This window comes from Rhizobium ecuadorense (genome assembly GCF_001187535.1).
In the GTDB taxonomy this organism is placed as follows: domain Bacteria; phylum Pseudomonadota; class Alphaproteobacteria; order Rhizobiales; family Rhizobiaceae; genus Rhizobium; species Rhizobium ecuadorense.
Genome location: NZ_LFIO01001255.1, coordinates 1 through 14603, shown reverse-complemented (window position 1 = coordinate 14603; position 14603 = coordinate 1). Strand labels below are relative to the sequence as shown.

General features: G+C 59.4%; 18 protein-coding genes and 1 pseudogene. 8 read left to right on the top strand and 11 right to left on the bottom strand.

What is annotated here, in order from left to right; genetic code table 11:
* Positions 1-163 precede the first annotated feature (163 nt).
* The 3 genes from AF337_RS25955 (at position 164) to AF337_RS25945 (ending at position 1355) form a co-directional block, all read left to right on the top strand.
* On the top strand, positions 164-373 hold the full coding sequence (locus tag AF337_RS25955; RefSeq protein ID WP_049734363.1) for a cold-shock protein: 210 nt from the start codon (positions 164-166) through the stop codon (positions 371-373).
* 231 nt (positions 374-604) lie between these two features.
* Positions 605-829 carry a hypothetical protein gene (locus AF337_RS25950; RefSeq protein ID WP_049734362.1) on the top strand — a complete coding sequence of 75 codons (225 nt, stop codon included), beginning with the start codon at positions 605-607 and terminating at the stop codon, positions 827-829.
* Between the two features lie 145 nt (positions 830-974).
* Positions 975-1355: a DUF6481 family protein gene (locus AF337_RS25945; protein ID WP_049734361.1), complete on the top strand. Its 381-nt coding sequence runs from the start codon at positions 975-977 to the stop codon at positions 1353-1355.
* 42 nt (positions 1356-1397) lie between these two features.
* Here AF337_RS25945 and minE read toward each other — a convergent pair whose 3' ends face one another.
* The 9 genes from minE to AF337_RS25900 all read right to left on the bottom strand — a co-directional run bounded on the left by minE (position 1398) and on the right by AF337_RS25900 (position 9407).
* Positions 1398-1658: a cell division topological specificity factor MinE gene (gene minE, locus AF337_RS25940; protein WP_049734360.1), complete on the bottom strand. Its 261-nt coding sequence runs from the start codon at positions 1656-1658 to the stop codon at positions 1398-1400.
* Positions 1655-2470, bottom strand: a complete 816-nt coding sequence (gene minD / locus AF337_RS25935; RefSeq protein WP_003594851.1) for a septum site-determining protein MinD — start codon at positions 2468-2470, stop codon at positions 1655-1657. The genes minE and minD overlap by 4 nt, the downstream gene beginning before the upstream one ends.
* 82 nt (positions 2471-2552) lie before the next feature.
* Positions 2553-3275, bottom strand: coding sequence for a septum site-determining protein MinC (gene minC, locus AF337_RS25930; RefSeq protein WP_049734359.1), 723 nt, complete (start codon positions 3273-3275; stop codon positions 2553-2555).
* 210 nt (positions 3276-3485) lie between these two features.
* Positions 3486-4088 (bottom strand): methyl-accepting chemotaxis protein, encoded by a 603-nt coding sequence (locus tag AF337_RS46110; protein ID WP_049734374.1) that lies wholly within the window; start codon positions 4086-4088, stop codon positions 3486-3488.
* Between the two features lie 95 nt (positions 4089-4183).
* Positions 4184-5521: an NAD(P)-binding domain-containing protein gene (locus tag AF337_RS25920; protein WP_049734358.1), complete on the bottom strand. Its 1338-nt coding sequence runs from the start codon at positions 5519-5521 to the stop codon at positions 4184-4186.
* 98 nt (positions 5522-5619) lie between these two features.
* Positions 5620-6660: a heme-dependent oxidative N-demethylase family protein gene (locus tag AF337_RS25915; protein WP_049734357.1), complete on the bottom strand. Its 1041-nt coding sequence runs from the start codon at positions 6658-6660 to the stop codon at positions 5620-5622.
* Between the two features lie 34 nt (positions 6661-6694).
* Positions 6695-7660, bottom strand: coding sequence for a PDR/VanB family oxidoreductase (locus AF337_RS25910; RefSeq protein WP_049734356.1), 966 nt, complete (start codon positions 7658-7660; stop codon positions 6695-6697).
* Positions 7657-8262 carry a dimethylamine monooxygenase subunit DmmA family protein gene (locus AF337_RS25905; RefSeq protein WP_049734355.1) on the bottom strand — a complete coding sequence of 202 codons (606 nt, stop codon included), beginning with the start codon at positions 8260-8262 and terminating at the stop codon, positions 7657-7659. The genes AF337_RS25910 and AF337_RS25905 overlap by 4 nt, the downstream gene beginning before the upstream one ends.
* An 11-nt stretch (positions 8263-8273) precedes the next feature.
* Positions 8274-9407 carry an aminomethyl transferase family protein gene (locus AF337_RS25900; RefSeq protein WP_049734354.1) on the bottom strand — a complete coding sequence of 378 codons (1134 nt, stop codon included), beginning with the start codon at positions 9405-9407 and terminating at the stop codon, positions 8274-8276.
* 241 nt (positions 9408-9648) lie between these two features.
* Here AF337_RS25900 and AF337_RS25895 point away from each other — a divergent pair, with 241 nt between their 5' ends.
* Both AF337_RS25895 and AF337_RS42590 read left to right on the top strand, forming a co-directional pair.
* On the top strand, positions 9649-10068 hold the full coding sequence (locus AF337_RS25895) for a hypothetical protein (RefSeq protein ID WP_049734353.1): 420 nt from the start codon (positions 9649-9651) through the stop codon (positions 10066-10068).
* A 5-nt stretch (positions 10069-10073) separates the two neighbouring features.
* Positions 10074-10196, top strand: a pseudogene (locus AF337_RS42590) (IS5/IS1182 family transposase); the annotation flags it as partial.
* 32 nt (positions 10197-10228) lie between these two features.
* Here the strand turns inward: AF337_RS42590 and AF337_RS25890 are convergent.
* Complete coding sequence (locus AF337_RS25890; protein ID WP_244471319.1) at positions 10229-11185, bottom strand: helix-turn-helix domain-containing protein; 957 nt, start codon at positions 11183-11185, stop codon at positions 10229-10231.
* A gap of 141 nt (positions 11186-11326) precedes the next feature.
* Positions 11327-11914: a TetR/AcrR family transcriptional regulator gene (locus tag AF337_RS25885; RefSeq protein WP_049734351.1), complete on the bottom strand. Its 588-nt coding sequence runs from the start codon at positions 11912-11914 to the stop codon at positions 11327-11329.
* Positions 11915-12124: 210 nt separating this feature from the next.
* On the opposite strand from AF337_RS25885, the gene AF337_RS25880 reads away from it, so the two are divergent.
* From AF337_RS25880 to AF337_RS25870, 3 genes are all read left to right on the top strand, one after another.
* Positions 12125-12568, top strand: coding sequence for a MarR family winged helix-turn-helix transcriptional regulator (locus tag AF337_RS25880; RefSeq protein WP_049734350.1), 444 nt, complete (start codon positions 12125-12127; stop codon positions 12566-12568).
* A 36-nt stretch (positions 12569-12604) separates the two neighbouring features.
* Positions 12605-13351: an NADPH-dependent F420 reductase gene (locus AF337_RS25875; RefSeq protein ID WP_049734349.1), complete on the top strand. Its 747-nt coding sequence runs from the start codon at positions 12605-12607 to the stop codon at positions 13349-13351.
* A gap of 291 nt (positions 13352-13642) precedes the next feature.
* Positions 13643-14464 (top strand): oxidoreductase, encoded by an 822-nt coding sequence (locus tag AF337_RS25870; protein WP_049734348.1) that lies wholly within the window; start codon positions 13643-13645, stop codon positions 14462-14464.
* Positions 14465-14603: the final 139 nt, after the last annotated feature.

Sequence of the window (14603 nt, the reverse complement as noted above, 5' to 3'; positions counted from 1 at the left end):
TTCGAGTTCAATGATTATGTCGGGATTGTCGATATTGCTTGTTTGACTTTTGTTATCGCACGCTGGCAACGTGCCCTGGACGAACTTCCCTCTTCAAAATCGAGATCATCATCCGTCGTGCTTCGGCACGTGCGGTCATTCAATTGCTATGAAAGGGTTTGTTATGACCACTGGCACAGTTAAATGGTTCAATTCCACCAAGGGCTTCGGCTTCATTCAGCCTGATGACGGCGGCGCTGACGCCTTCGTTCACATCTCTGCCGTCGAGCGCGCCGGAATGCGTGAAATCGTCGAAGGCCAGAAGATCGGCTACGAGCTTGAACGCGATAACAAGTCGGGCAAAATGTCCGCTTGCAATCTGCGAGCTGCCTAAAATTGATATCTGCTTTCCTGTGACCACGGATGTACTGGCACTGTTGAAAGCATGATACCGGCGAGGTCAGGCAAGTTGCCTGGCCTTTTTCTTGCGCTCGCCGAGCGGCGATTGCATAATTCCTTAGATCGGAATCGATCTAAGGAATTATGCAGCATTTCAAAGTGTTGCAGCGTCCTTTGCGCGTCTCTCAGAAGACGCGCGGCGCTGTCACGAAAATCCAGGACCGATATGACAGATACGCACAGCAAATCGCGCCAGCGGGCGGAGATCGCCTTCGGAAACGTACAATCGCAATTCTTGGCGCGCAGCCGGGCGGTCGAGGAAATCGACCAGACCGTGCGCGCCCGCGAGGAAAAGACCTTGAGATTGCGCGAAGCCCGTGAGGCCAAGGAATTGCAGGATCGCTTGATGGCGGCCGCCGGCCCTGCCGTGAAGCGAAAAAAGAAAAAGTGATTCCAGATCTAGATGATTTCACGCCGGATTGGCATAATGGCATCCGGATCCCAATCGAAGAAATAGAGCATAGGGTCATTCCGAAAGCCGCACAGTTTTCGGCAATCATGCTCTAACGTCGCAGTCAACCAGTCAGGTAACAGAATTGAAAAACGCCAGAAACAATGAGCTTTCCGATCGTCGCGGCGCCGCTGCCGAAGCCAAGGCCGCTCTCCTCAATGCGTATCGTGACGCCAAGGATAAGGCTGAACCGACCCGGCTCGCAAAGCAGGCGGAGCGTCAGGCCGTCGCTGCGGCCAGGGAAGAACGCCGCGCCGAGCGGGAGCGGGTAAAGCTTGAGGAGCGCGCGCAGGCTGAAGCCGCAGAAGCTGAACGCCAGGCCGCCGCCGAGGCCGAAGCGCGTGCCGACGCCGAAGCGCGCGAAGCGGCTGACAAAGACCGCATCGCTCGCGTCATTGCAGATGAAGCCGCCCGAAAGGCCGCACGCGACCTGCGTTACGCCAATCGAAAAGCCAGAAAGTCGTGATTGTCGGCGCTGCCTGTTTTCACCAACAGGCAGCGCTCTCTTTCAAGCGGCCTGCACGGCTGCATTCAACGGGATTTCGACATCGATTTCGAGCGTCGAGACGTATTCGTTGCGATCGATCGTCACCTGCACCTTGTCGTGATCAAGCTCGACATGCTTGGCGATCACCGCAAGGATTTCCTCGCGCAGCAGTGTGACGAGGTCCGAGCCTGCCGAAGAGCGCTCATGGGCAAGAAGCACCTGCAGGCGTTCGCGGGCGGCCGGTGCGGTTCTCTGCTTGTTGAAGAGACGGAAAATATTCATGCTGCCCTCCGTCCGAAGATCTTGCCGAAAATATTGCGCTTTTCCTCAGGGATCGCCATCGGCACCAACTCGCCGGCGAGCCGACGGGCGGCATCGAAATAGGCCATCGCAGCCGGGCTGCGGCTTTCGGCCAGCGTGACCGGCGCACCGATGTTGGAGGCGCGCAGGACATCCATGCTTTCGGGCACGATGCCAAGCAGCGGGATGGACAGGATTTCCAGCACGTCGTCAACCTTGAGCATGTCGCCGCGTTCGGCGCGGTTGGCGTCGTAGCGGGTCAGCAGCAGGTGCTTTTCCATCCGCTCGCCGCGTTCGGCCTTGGCGGTCTTGGCGTCGAGCAGGCCGATGATGCGATCGGAATCGCGCACCGACGAGACTTCCGGGTTGGTGACGACAACGGCGACATCGGCATGGCGCATGGCAAGCGTTGCGCCGCGCTCGATGCCGGCGGGGCTGTCGCAGATGATCCAGTCGAAATAGCGCTTCAGGTCGTTGATGACGCGTTCGACGCCCTCGGCCGTCAGATTGTCCTTGTCGCGCGTCTGCGAGGCCGGCAGCAGGAACAGCGTTTCCAGCCGCTTGTCGCGGATCAGCGCCTGGGTCAGCTTGGCGTCGCCCTGGATGACATTGATCAGGTCGTAGACGACCCGGCGCTCGGCGCCCATGACGAGGTCGAGATTGCGCAAGCCGACGTCGAAATCGACGACGACGACTTTTTCATTGCGTTGCGCCAGGGCCGCTCCCAATGCGGCGGTCGAGGTTGTCTTGCCAACCCCGCCCTTGCCTGACGTGACGACGATCACTTTCCCCATGTCTCTCTCCTTTGCCGTGCCGCAGTAATTCGAAGTGTTGCAGCGTCCTTTGCGCGTCTTTCAAAGACGCGCGGCGCTGTCGTCAGGTCAGTTTTTCCGCCATGATCGCATCGTCTTCGAGCCAAAGCTGAACAGCCTGTCCGCGAAGATTGGCGGCCATGTCTTCCGCCATTTTGTAAACGCCGTCGATTGCCACCAGCTCTGCTTCGAGCTTGCGGCAAAAGATCCGCGCCGATGCGTTGCCGATCGATCCCGCCATGGCTCGGCCACGCAGCGCCCCATAAATATGGACCGACCCGCCGGCGATGACCTCGGCGCCCGAGGCGACAGATCCCACGATGGTGACGTCGCCTTCCGGGAAGATCACCGATTGCCCGGAGCGCACCGGCTCCCTGATGACGATCGATTGCGTCGTTGCCGGGCGGATCTCGGCTACTGCAGGTTTCACTGCCGAATCGGCAGGCTCATTCGCCTGAACCTCGATGTCGGAAGCGGAGCGGCCGCCTTTCAGCGCCGGAGGCATGCCCGAGCCGAGAATGGAAGGCCGCGCGCCCTCGATGCCCATGATGCTGACATTGCGCTTGGCCAGTTCGGCAATAAGCTCTTTCAGCTGCGGCCGGTCGATTTGCAGATCCGTCAGATCGAGCACGACAGGCCGTCCGAGGAAGAAACCGGCCGAACGCGCGGCCAGATCGTCGAGCCTCGCCAACCAATCATCGAAAGGAAGGTCCGGAGACAACATGACGGCCAGGAAGGACCGGCCCTTGATGCGGATAGAGCGAGCGTCTGTTAGCACTTTGGTCATCTATGTGAAGAAATCGTTGACCATGTCTAACGCGGCTATGGTTAACAAAAAGTTAACGCGGCCTTAACAATCCCCACAACGAGATAAGATTCTTCAGCCGAAAAACTGCGGCAACTCATTGATAATGTAGCGGAATATCAACAGGCGTGGGACGGTTAACAATCCAGCCTTCGGCCTGAGACCCAATTATTTTGTGGGCCGGGAAAACGCTCAGCCTTCGGCCTTGCGTTGCGCCTCGGAAATGGCGCGTGCGGCCTCTTCGGAGGAGTTGGCAAGCATGCGCATCTCGGCGGCAAGCACGGCAAAGCCCGATCCGGCGGTGCCAGCGCGGGCGGCCTCGATGCCGGCATTGACGGCAAGCAGCTTCAGGTAGCGCAGCGATTGCAGGATCTCATTGGTCTTCGAGGCGGTGACACGCATGTCGGCGGTGCGTTCATCGATTCGCTGATAGAGCGATTCGATGTTGATGATGCTGCCTTCGAGGTAGAGAAGCTCGCCCTTCTGGTCCCAGATGCCGCCACCGGTCTCGGTCACCCAGATGAGATGACCCATCGCATGGCGGATACGGTATTCCATCGTCCAGTCTACGCGCTTCTCCAGCGCCCGGCCGACGATTTCGTCCATTAAAGGCACGTCTTCCTCGTACATGATCGAGGTGAAGGTCCGCGTCCGGTTGCCGATGATTTCGTCGGCGGGATAACCGAAGATGCGCTCGATGCCGTCGGTCATCTCAAGCATCGTGTAGTTTTCATCGGCACGGCAGCGATAGAGAAAACCGCTCATGCGTCCGAGAATGCTCGTTTGAAAATCCATGAAGACCACATGAGAAAGAAGGGTTGCGGATGGATTTATTGCTGCCCAAAGCGCCGGAAGAGCGCACGACACCTCCTCCGGCGATACCCGTCTCGTCAGTTGCGCAGATATTCCTCCTTGGAATCGTCGAGCGCCTCGACCCAGGGCGTGTGGTGCTTCGGCGACATGTTGCCGGTCATCAGCGAGCGGTAGGCATGATCGCGGAAGCCCATGATATTGTGGGCCTTGTGATGCTCCCACTCCATGAAGGTCCGGTTGGTGCCTTCGATGTCGAAGGAGGGATAATCGGTCTCGGCCAACAGTTCCTTCACATAATCGCCCTGATACCAGATCATCTGCTCGGCATCCTCGAGCGTCTCCTCGCGGGCGCGCCACATGTCGAAATTGGCCTTCAGCTCCTCTTCCGGCGGCAGGGTGATGCGGCCCATCATCACGTCGCGGGCCCACCAGGCCTGCACGTCGAACATGTTGAAAGTGTAGAACTGATCCTGCATGCCGATATAGAAGAGCTGCGGGTTCTTATCGAAGATCACCCCCTTGTAGAGGCTGTCCGCCCAGAGGCGGTTGGCGGTTTTCAGCCGGAGGTCGTCAGGCAGGAAGGGGAAATGGTGCTGGTAACCGGTGCACAGGATCACGGCGTCGACCTCCTTGGTCGAGCCGTCGAGGAAATGCGCGGTCCGGTTTTCGAGCTTGGTCAGCAGCGGCCGTTCCTCGAAATTCTCAGGCCATGTGAAGCCCATCGGCTTCGAGCGATAGCTGGTGGTCACCGATTTCGCGCCGTATTTCCAGCACTGCGAGCCGATGTCTTCGGCCGAATAGCTTCGGCCGACGATCAAGATGTCCTTTCCCTTGAACTCAACCGCGTCGCGGAAATCGTGGGCATGCAGGACACGGCCGTTAAACGTCTTCACGCCCTCGAAATAGGGCACGTTCGGCGTCGAGAAGTGACCTGATGCCACGACGACATAGTCGAACTCCTCGTCATACATCCGATCCTCGACGCGATTATGCGCCGTTACTGTGAATTTCTTCGTCGCTTCGTCGAAACGGACCATGCGCACCGGCGTGCTGAACCGCACCCAATGGCGGACATTCGCCTTCTCGACGCGGCCCTTGATATAATCCCAGAGCACGGCGCGCGGCGGATAGGAGGCGATCGGCTTGCCGAAATGCTCCTCGAAGGAATAATCGGCGAATTCGAGGCATTCCTTCGGCCCGTTCGACCAGAGGTAACGATACATGCTGCCATGCACCGGTTCGCCATATTCGTCGAGGCCGGTGCGCCAGGTATAGTTCCAGAGCCCGCCCCAGTCCGACTGCTTTTCGAAGCAGACGATCTCCGGGATCTCGGCGCCCTTCTGGGCTGCCGATTGAAAGGCGCGCAGCTGCGCCAGACCGGAAGGACCGGCACCGATGACGGCTACTCTTGTCATGAAGCATTCCCCTCTTGATTATGCGATATCGATTTACGGACGGAATTTCAAAGCGTTACGCTGTCTTTCGCGCCTGAAAAGCTGTGCATCGCGGCGCGTCAGTCGGGAAAAATGCCGGAGCTGGTCGGCGCCCCGTCGTCATATTTGGAAAGCCAGTCGATCGTCGTCTCGCGGAAACGGGTAAGACCCTTGTAGTCGATCAGCTCGGGCGGCAGCGTCTTCAGCACGCGCGGGAAACGGCGCGCCCATTTCGGCACGGTGACGAGCTCGTCCATGTTCATCAGGTAGCAGCGGATGACGAAGAGGATGGCGTTGGAGCGCGGCAGGCGCCAGAGGCTCTGCAGCTCGACGCGCAGATGCACCTTTTCACCGACATTCTCCGGCGTCACCGTGGTGCGGTCGGGACCCCATTTGTGATAATTCTCGGGGCTGGTGTCGAGCCGCGGATTGATCGTCATCGTCCAGTTGAAGCGGCGTGTCGGCTTGCCCTGCTGCAGGTTCAAGAGGAATTTCAGCGCCCGGTCGAAGATGCCGATCTGGTGGGCGAGCGGCACCGGTCCGTGCCATTCCATGAAATTCATGCCGATATCGAAGTCGAGCGACCAGTCGGCCTGCGTCGTCACCATGCCGGCATCCATCCACAGATTGCCGTCGCGTTGGTCGACGATGCAGAAATCGCCCTGGGCCTGGCGGGTGATATATTCGAAGGGCTCAAAGGGCAGCGTCGAGGCGTCGCCGAAGGTGAAGCTGTCGTCGATGCCGAGCGGCCGGTTGATCCAGCGCCATTGGTCGCCGTTGCGGATCAGCGTGAAGTGGTCTGGATTGCCTGCCGCCTGCTCTTCCATCAGCAGTTCCAGCGTGTCCCATTGGGCGCTCATCATGTGCGGCAGCGCCTGATAACGCAGCGGATCCTCCTTCAGGACCAGTGCCCTGTCGTGCATTTCGGCGACATAATGCTCGTCGACGTCGATCAGGTTTTCGAAGACGGTGCCAGCCCGGCCGCGCACATGCGGCTCCATATTGACGGAATACATATATTCGTCGCGGTCGAAGGGAAACGGGAAGCGGCGGATGTTCTCGGGGCTGTTCCGGTAGCTGAAATCGTCCCGGAATGTTTCCTGCTTGAAAGCGATTGCCATGTCCGGTTTCCTTTTTGCGCTTTTTCCGGTGCCGTCAAAGATCGAGGTGCAGGATGTTCCCCTCGAAGCGGGAAACGCAGATCATCACCTTCCGCCCGGATGCTTTTTCTTCGCCCGAGAGATAGACGTCATTGTGCAGCAGCTTGCCGTCGCAGACGGCGACCGCGGTTTCGCATTGACCGCAGGCGCCGCCGCGACAGAGGAAGGGCGCGTCGACGCCGGCCGCTTCGATCGCCTCAAGCATGCTTTCGTGATGGCCGACCTTCACCGTCTTGCCGGAGCGGATCAGTTCCATCGTGAAAGGCTTGCCGGGCAGCGACGACAGGAACCGTTCCGAATGCAGGTTCTGCTCCGGCCAGCCGGCTTCCAGCCCCGCCTTGAGCACGCCATCGATCATGCCGGAGGGACCACAGACATAAAGATGCGTGCCAAGCGGCTGGCCGTTGAGCAGGCGCGTCAACGGGATGGTGCTGCCTTCGGCATCGCAATAGATCTTGATGCGATGCGGGCCGTAGCGCTCCAGAAGCTCCCGCCAATAGGCGCCGCGGTCGCGCGCGCGGATGGCATAATGCAGCTCGAAATTGGCGCCCTCGCGGGAAAACTGCTCCATCATCGCGATGAAGGGGGTAATGCCGATGCCGCCGGCGATCAGAAGATGCTTGCGCCCGCGCCAGTCCGGCTGGAAGAGGTTGACGGGATAGCTGACCTTCAGCTCATCGCCTTCCCGCACCTTCTCATGCATGAAGGTGGAGCCGCCGCGTGAATCCTCGACGTGCAGCACGCTGATCTCATAGGCCGCGCAATCATGCGGCGGCGACATCAGCGAATAGGCGTTGCGTCTGACATGGCCGCCATCGTTCATCGAGACGATGATATGTGCGCCGCCGGAAAAATAAGGCATCGGCTTGCCGTCCAGACGCTCGAAGCGGAAGCGTTTGACGCGTTCGGCGATCAGGGTGATCCGCGCCACGCGGACGGGAATTTCTGTGCCGCCGCTCAAAGGAACAACTCCTCGGGGTCAGGCGCGCTGCCGGGTTCTTCCGCATCGATATTGACACCCTGGAAGGCGGCGAGCCGGCGCGAATAATGATCGCGCACCAGAAGCGTCAGCCCGCAATGGCTGCAGGAAAAGGGGCTGGCGGTGACGTCGTCGGTGATGCCCTTGCAATGGACGCATTGCACGCGCCGGGCGAGCGACCCGCGGTGCTCGGTGATGACGGAGGCGTGGTCCATGCCGTAGGCGAGCGCCAGCAGCATCGCCTGGCCGATGAAGCCTTCGGTCCCCGATATATAAAGCCGTGTGCCCATATGGGCGGTGGCGAGCGATCCCTTCAACCGGAATAGCAATGTCGCGATCGTCGGGGCGGTGAAGAACATGTCGGCGCCGAGCTGGCGCAGTGCCTCGTCCAGGCCGGACCCTTGCGAGCCGCGGGCGACATAGAGGATTTCGCTGCGGGAAAGGATCGTTTCGTCAAGCGCCGGGCGTTGATCGAGGAGAGCCTTGGCGCCCTCCCCTTCGACTGCGAAAATGTGCCGCCGGGCGCGCGGCTGGATGATGAGGCCCGTGTAGACTGGTCGGCTCTTGATGCCTGCAACGAGCATTCGCGTGCTCCTTAACCTACGGCAGTCCTCTTCTTCTTCTCCGGGTCGTCGAAGGGAAGCGTGTGGGCGGTGGCGCTTGCCTTCACGGTCTTGCCGCGGACCTCGAGTTTCGTCCCATGCGCCGCCTTGTCAACGTCGAGACGGGCGATCGCCATGGATTTCTTCGTCAGCGACGAATAGCTCGGGCAGGTAATGACGCCGACCTTTCTGCCGTCGGCAAAGACCTCGTCGCCGAGATCGGCCGGCCCGTCGGCATCGATCAGCATGCCGAAGATCTTGAAGCGCTCCTTGCCTTTCAGGCGGGCATGTTCCTCCGCGCCGCGAAAGCCGGTCTTGCCGGGGCTGACGGTGAAATCGAGACCGAGCTCCCAGAGGCTGTCGCCGGGCGGCTGATCGGCGAAGGGATACATCTGCGAATTGTCATAGGGGTAAAACAGCAGGTAGCTTTCGACGCGCAGCATGTCGAGCACCGAGAAGCAGCAGGGGATGATGCCCATGTCCCTGCCTTCCTCGACGATCCGGTCCCAGACCATGACGGCATCCTGGCCGCGCACGAAGATTTCGTAGCCGCGCTCGCCGGTATAGCCGGTGCGCGAAATCATCACCGGCGCGCCGAACAGCGTCGTCTGCATGTGGTGGAAATATTTGAGATCGCGGATGCCGGGCACATATTTGGCGAGATAGTCGACCGCCAGCGGACCCTGCAGCGACAGGTCATGCAGATCGTCGTCGAAGAGCACGGCGCAATTTCGGCCTGCCGCCTGCCTGACGACCTCCTCGTGGCCGGAGCCGGAGCCATGCACCAGCATCCAGGAATTCGGGCCGGTGCGATAGACGATGCAATCATCGGTGAAATGGCCGCGGTCGTTCAGCATGGCCGCATAGACCGAACGGCCGGGATAGATCTTCGTCATGTCGCGGGTGGTGATGTAATCGAGCACGGCGATGGCGTGCGGGCCGACCAGATGTACTTTCTTCAGGCCGGAGACATCCATGAGGCCGGCCTTGGTGCGAACCGCGACATGTTCTTCCGACATGTCCTTCTCATAGGTCCAGGCGGTCCCCATGCCGCTCCAGTCCTCGAGCTTCGAGCCAAGAGCGCGGTGCCGATCCGCTAAGGTGGAGAAACGCCATGATAAAGCCATTTTCGTTCCCTCTTATTTCCTGTACGGAATATTTATTTCTTGACTATATAAGTCTTTTGCGTCGTGGCAAGCCCATCCGATGTGCATTTCCGCAAAACTTTGGCGGCATCTGCGCTGCCGCCAGTGAGCCGGCCGCTGTGCCGGCTGGAGGATGTCGGCGCAGCCGGTTTCGGATTAGCCGTGAACCCATAAATGAGTAGCGGTACTGGAAAGGGGGCGTTTCCTCAGTTACGTTCGGCGGATGGACTATCCCGATCAAATTGATGTTGTGTGGTTGGCTTCCGATTCAGCAGGGCAGCTGGCCGCTATGGTCACTGCGGGTAAAGGGCCGATCCCGACAGCAGTTCTCGCGCTCTCTAATTGCATTGCGATCGAGGAAGCACTTCTCAGCCTGCCTGTCATTGGAGAGGCTTTGCTGAAGGCCCAGCTACCCGATCCGACAAGTTTCGCTGAACTGAGTCGGCGCGGTCTTTTCGTGTATGACTGGACAGATGTCCATCGAACTAGCGCCCGCGCCCTGCAATCGTATGAACTCATGTGCTCGCCTACTGTTCGGCTTAGTCGCGAGGATTTACCCGTGGAACTGCTCGACCTAACTTACCGAGCTAAAGCTGCATTCGGTGACGCATTCATCCCGGCGGTTCATGAACTGCTTACTTAAGCCCCTCCAAGCTCAAGCACTTTCGCCGCATCGCCACCCGCTAGGACAAGCTGGCCGAGAACTTCCTCGCGATGGTTCAACTCGCCTCAATGCGACTATGGCTCCGTGCTTATGAGTCTACGGTCTAACGCGGCGGATAACTTGAGCTATCCCTGCAAAGTCAAAAGGCTGCCGTCTGCCGAGGTGAGACGACCTCCGATTTTCGCCTGCGGGTTTCCCGAGGACTTTCCCCGTAAACCGACCCGTACAGTACAGAAAAGCGGCCGGCGTGGACGAATCCCCATTTCAGACAGATATCCCTGATGCTCTGCAGGTTCGACCGATCCAGCAGGTCTTTTCTGGCGGCGCGTAACCTTAGAGTTCTCAGGTAGCTGCCCGGTGTCGCCCCTTTGAAAGTCCGGAAGCCGGTTTCCAAGGCGCGAACCGAAACGTTGGCGGATTGAGCGATCATCGCGATGGTGATCGGCTCAGCAATATTGGCGTGCATGAAATCGATAGCCCGGCGAATGTGCCGGGGAGCGGGTGTAAATGCTGCCTGCTCCAGACGCTGAGAGTAGCGATGCGGCACCGATCTGATCAGCAATTCGGCGAGCGCCTGGGGGAGGTTGGTCATCGCTATCGGCGACTGCAGTAAGATGCCGTCTCCGAGCATGCCGGAGATCATCGTCTCGACGAGGTTCTTGACGAGATGTCCTGAGGGAGTTGATCCATCAATGACGGGTGACAGGTCCAGCGATCCGACAAGCGGGGCTTCGAACAACTGCCTGAAGGTCCGGCGAATCTGCTCCCAATCGAGAAAGAGTTTTTGCGATCGATGCAGCGCTCCCCGCACGAGGAAGTGATCCGCCTCGTGGCTTTGGCCAAGCAGCATCTGGCCCGGCGACGCTGTTGTCGTGATCTGCCGTCGCGTCATGCCGGAGAAACCCTCGCGCGGCACATGAATGGTGAGCCATTCCGGCGTCTCTGCGGTGGCCGAAAGGTTCCACTCTCCATTGCATGCGAGATCGGCAACCGTCACCGCACCGTGAGACCGTGCATCCGCCGACCAACGAAAGCCTTTCGCGCTATGAACCGGCGATGCGTCGAAGTGGGCAGGTCCGAGGAACGTCTCCAGCATTCCGTCGAAGTCTGCGCCGGCCCATCGTGGAGCGAGTGCGGCGTTATGGATCATGAGGGCCTCTGAATTCGCGGGTGAGGAGCGGTGAGGCCATTCGCCTGCGCTGATCCTTTTCGGCAATGACGGTGCAGAGCCGGGATCTTATTCCTCCGCTGTGTCGCCCGCGATGCGCTTGACGGCATCAGTCGCCGCTTCGAGCAGTCGTTCCGACATGCCCTGATCGGTCATGATGCGAGAGATGGTGACGGCACCCACCATGAGGGACAGGACGACCATGGCTTTGTCATAGGGTTTCGCGCCGTCCGATGCCGGGATCAATTCGTCGAGAACCTGAAGATGCGCCTCGATGCCGTTCTGGAATGGAGCCCGCACCTCTGCACTCTGGCGCGCCGCATCGGACCCAAGTGCTGCCAAGGGGCAGCCATCACCTTTTTCTCCCTGGTGCCCGGTCGACAGATACATGCCGACAACCGCTTCAAGCGGATCGGCGCTTCCGGCGGCAACCCTCGACCACCTGCGAATGGCGCTCTCCATCGCCCGCCCGGATGCCAGCGCCACAAGGTCATCCTTCGATTCGAACTGCTTGTAGAACCCGCCTTGGGTGAGGCCGGCTCCTTTCATCAGGTCCTTCAGGCCGATGCCGTCAAAGCCATGCTCCCGGAAGAGCCGGCTTGCGACATTGATCACCGTTTCACGATTGGCCTCGGCCTGAGCGCGACTGACTCTCATTGCGATCTCCAATTGGATGTCATTTGAAATCTATATCACAATTAGAGTTTGTCTGCAATCTAATTGAATGGCGCGTCCGTTCATAGGTTACTCACATGAACTGCTAGACACCCCTGAATGCGAGAGGCACCAAATTCAACGCTGTCGACCTTGATCTCTCCGACAGAGCCATTATCTAGTGCGCTAGATAAAAGCACACTAGATGAAGCCATGTCAAACAACGAGATCGCATCCCGCCGGGCGGTCGGCACCCAACTTTCGTTTGCGCTCTATGGCGCAGCCAATCGGATGGCGCGCCTTCACAAGCCATTTTTGCAGCCGCTCGGCCTGACGTTTCCGCAATATCTGGTGATGCTCGAACTTTATGGCGGAACGCCCCGCGCCGTTGGAGAGCTGGGTTTAAAGCTCGATATGGACACCGGAACGATCACGCCGCTGCTGAAGCGCCTGGAATCGGCCGGCATGGTGACCCGGACGCGCGATCGCGACGACGAGCGGCGGGTGCTCATCCATCTGACCGAAGCCGCTGAATCCCTGCGCGAGGCGCTTTGGGCCGTCACTGACAAGATCAAAACCGCCTGCCAGCTCACGGACGAGGGGCTGGCCGATCTGCGCGATACGTTACACGCATTCGCCCTTCCAGCCCGCGATTGAGCCGGGCTCACTTCCACATCAGAGAAAGGACATCCCATGAAGATCGGAATCATCGGCGCCGGAAATATCGGTGCGACGCTGGCGAGAAAACTCGCTGCAGGCGGCCATGCGGTCAAGCTTGCCAATTCGAAGGGTCCCGACACCATCCGCGCGCTTGCCGGCGATATCGGAGCGGCTGCCGTTTCGAAGGAAGAGGCCGTGCGGGGTGTCGAGGTGGTCGTACTTTCGATCCCGTTCGCAAACTATCGCGATCTCTCTGGGCTCTTCAATGACGTGCCTGAAGAGGTCGTGGTGATCGATACGTCAAACTATTATCCGTTTCGCGACGGTGCGATCGCCGACGTCGATGGCGGCATGCCCGAAAGCGTTTGGGTCGGCAGTCAAATCGGCAGACCCGTTGTCAAGGCTTGGAACGCCGTATTGGCGGCGACGCTGGCGGCGAAGGGCCAGCCCGAGGGCGCGGATGGACGCATCGCCATTCCGGTTGCAGGCGATGTTCCGGAAGCAAAGGCGATTGCCATAGAGCTGGTCGAGGCCATCGGTTTCGATGCGCTGGATGCTGGAGGGCTGGCAGCGTCCTGGCGTCAGCAGCCCGGCACCCCCGCCTATTGCACCGAGCTTGCAGCAAATGAGCTGAAAGAGGCGCTGCAATCGGCGGATCGATCCCGCGCAGCGGATAATCGCGACGCCCTGATCCAGGAATTCTTCGCGGCAGGCACGAGCCTGACCCATGACGACATGGTCGCTCGAAACCGAGCGGGGACTGCCGCTCCGAAATCCTGAAAGCCGTGAGGCTCATGCTGCTCCCCGCCGCAACGTTGGCGGGCCTTCGAGCTCGGCGCCATGCCCCGGCGCGTTTTGGAGGCGCGATCATCGGAAAAAATCGCCGCAAAAGCAAAAAGTGCTTGATTTTATATTTCGATTGACATCTAAAGCGATTATAGATGTCGATTGAAATCTTACGTGCTTTGGTGCCAGGTTCTGAAAAGCTGTCCTTTGGCGACGGGGTTAAAAGTTCCGACCTTCTATCGAAGCACGTCATCAACCACTCGCGCCAAAAGCCAAGGAGCATGCATGTCCACAAACAGAGTTGTCGTCATCACCGGAGCATCCTCCGGAATAGGTGAAGCGTCAGCCCGCCTTCTCGTACAACACGGCTTCCAGGTCTTTGGGGGCGTACGCAACCCCGCGCGTGTCAATGCCATTCCCGGCGTGCGCTATGGAACTGTCGACGTGACCGATGACGCTTCGGTCTCCAATTTTGTTCAATGGGTTCTGTCCGAGGCAGGCAAGATCGACATCCTGGTCAACAATGCCGGCGTTTCGCTGGTCGGCCCTGTCGAGAACACGTCGACTTCCGAAGCGCACACGGTATTCGATGCCAATGTTTTCGGCCCTTTGCGCATGATCCGCGCTGCCTTGCCTTCCATGCGCGCCGCTCGCAGCGGGCTGATCATCAATATCAGCTCGGTCCTCGGCTTCCTGCCGGCACCGTTCATGGGAATATATGCCAGCAGCAAGCATGCGCTCGAAGGATTGTCGGAGTCGCTGGATCATGAGGTTCGCGAGTTCAACGTGCGCGTCGTGTTGGTTGAACCGACCTTCACCAACACCAAGCTCGATGTAAACGCGGCACAGACCGAGGCGCCCTTGGGAGTCTACGCAGCGCAGGCGGACGCGACCATCAAGGCGGTACAAGCCCAGATCAAAACCGCGCCGTCGCCTGTAAAAGTCGCGGAGAAGATATTGGCGGCAATCAACGGCCCATACAAAATGCGCCAACCGGCCGGCGGCCAGGCGACGCTTCTAAGCCGGCTGCGCAGGTTTATGCCGGCAAACGCGGTCGACAGCAGCCTGCGCAAGACGTTCGGCTTCGGAAAGCGTCCTGCGTCCTAAAGCGCGTCACGTCAAACTTGATTCATGCGACGCGCTTTAGCTCTTTGTTTTCACGCATGTCGTTGCCGCAAAACCGCGGCACACTTTTGCGCGACATGCTTTAGACTAAAGCCTCTTCTGGTCAGATTGAAGCATTCTG

Bases quoted from the DNA above. Each gene is read 5' to 3' on its own strand.
- AF337_RS25955 (WP_049734363.1), top strand. From the start codon at position 164: ATGACCACTGGCACAGTTAAATGGTTCAATTCCACCAAGGGCTTCGGC.
- AF337_RS25950 (WP_049734362.1), top strand. From the start codon at position 605: ATGACAGATACGCACAGCAAATCGCGCCAGCGGGCGGAGATCGCCTTC.
- minE (WP_049734360.1), bottom strand. From the start codon at position 1,658: ATGAATATTTTCCGTCTCTTCAACAAGCAGAGAACCGCACCGGCCGCC.
- minD (WP_003594851.1), bottom strand. From the start codon at position 2,470: ATGGGGAAAGTGATCGTCGTCACGTCAGGCAAGGGCGGGGTTGGCAAG.
- minC (WP_049734359.1), bottom strand. From the start codon at position 3,275: ATGACCAAAGTGCTAACAGACGCTCGCTCTATCCGCATCAAGGGCCGG.
- AF337_RS46110 (WP_049734374.1), bottom strand. From the start codon at position 4,088: ATGGATTTTCAAACGAGCATTCTCGGACGCATGAGCGGTTTTCTCTAT.
- AF337_RS25920 (WP_049734358.1), bottom strand. From the start codon at position 5,521: ATGACAAGAGTAGCCGTCATCGGTGCCGGTCCTTCCGGTCTGGCGCAG.
- AF337_RS25915 (WP_049734357.1), bottom strand. From the start codon at position 6,660: ATGGCAATCGCTTTCAAGCAGGAAACATTCCGGGACGATTTCAGCTAC.
- AF337_RS25905 (WP_049734355.1), bottom strand. From the start codon at position 8,262: ATGCTCGTTGCAGGCATCAAGAGCCGACCAGTCTACACGGGCCTCATC.
- AF337_RS25900 (WP_049734354.1), bottom strand. From the start codon at position 9,407: ATGGCTTTATCATGGCGTTTCTCCACCTTAGCGGATCGGCACCGCGCT.
- AF337_RS25895 (WP_049734353.1), top strand. From the start codon at position 9,649: ATGGACTATCCCGATCAAATTGATGTTGTGTGGTTGGCTTCCGATTCA.
- AF337_RS25890 (WP_244471319.1), bottom strand. From the start codon at position 11,185: ATGCTGGAGACGTTCCTCGGACCTGCCCACTTCGACGCATCGCCGGTT.
- AF337_RS25885 (WP_049734351.1), bottom strand. From the start codon at position 11,914: ATGAGAGTCAGTCGCGCTCAGGCCGAGGCCAATCGTGAAACGGTGATC.
- AF337_RS25880 (WP_049734350.1), top strand. From the start codon at position 12,125: ATGTCAAACAACGAGATCGCATCCCGCCGGGCGGTCGGCACCCAACTT.
- AF337_RS25875 (WP_049734349.1), top strand. From the start codon at position 12,605: ATGAAGATCGGAATCATCGGCGCCGGAAATATCGGTGCGACGCTGGCG.
- AF337_RS25870 (WP_049734348.1), top strand. From the start codon at position 13,643: ATGTCCACAAACAGAGTTGTCGTCATCACCGGAGCATCCTCCGGAATA.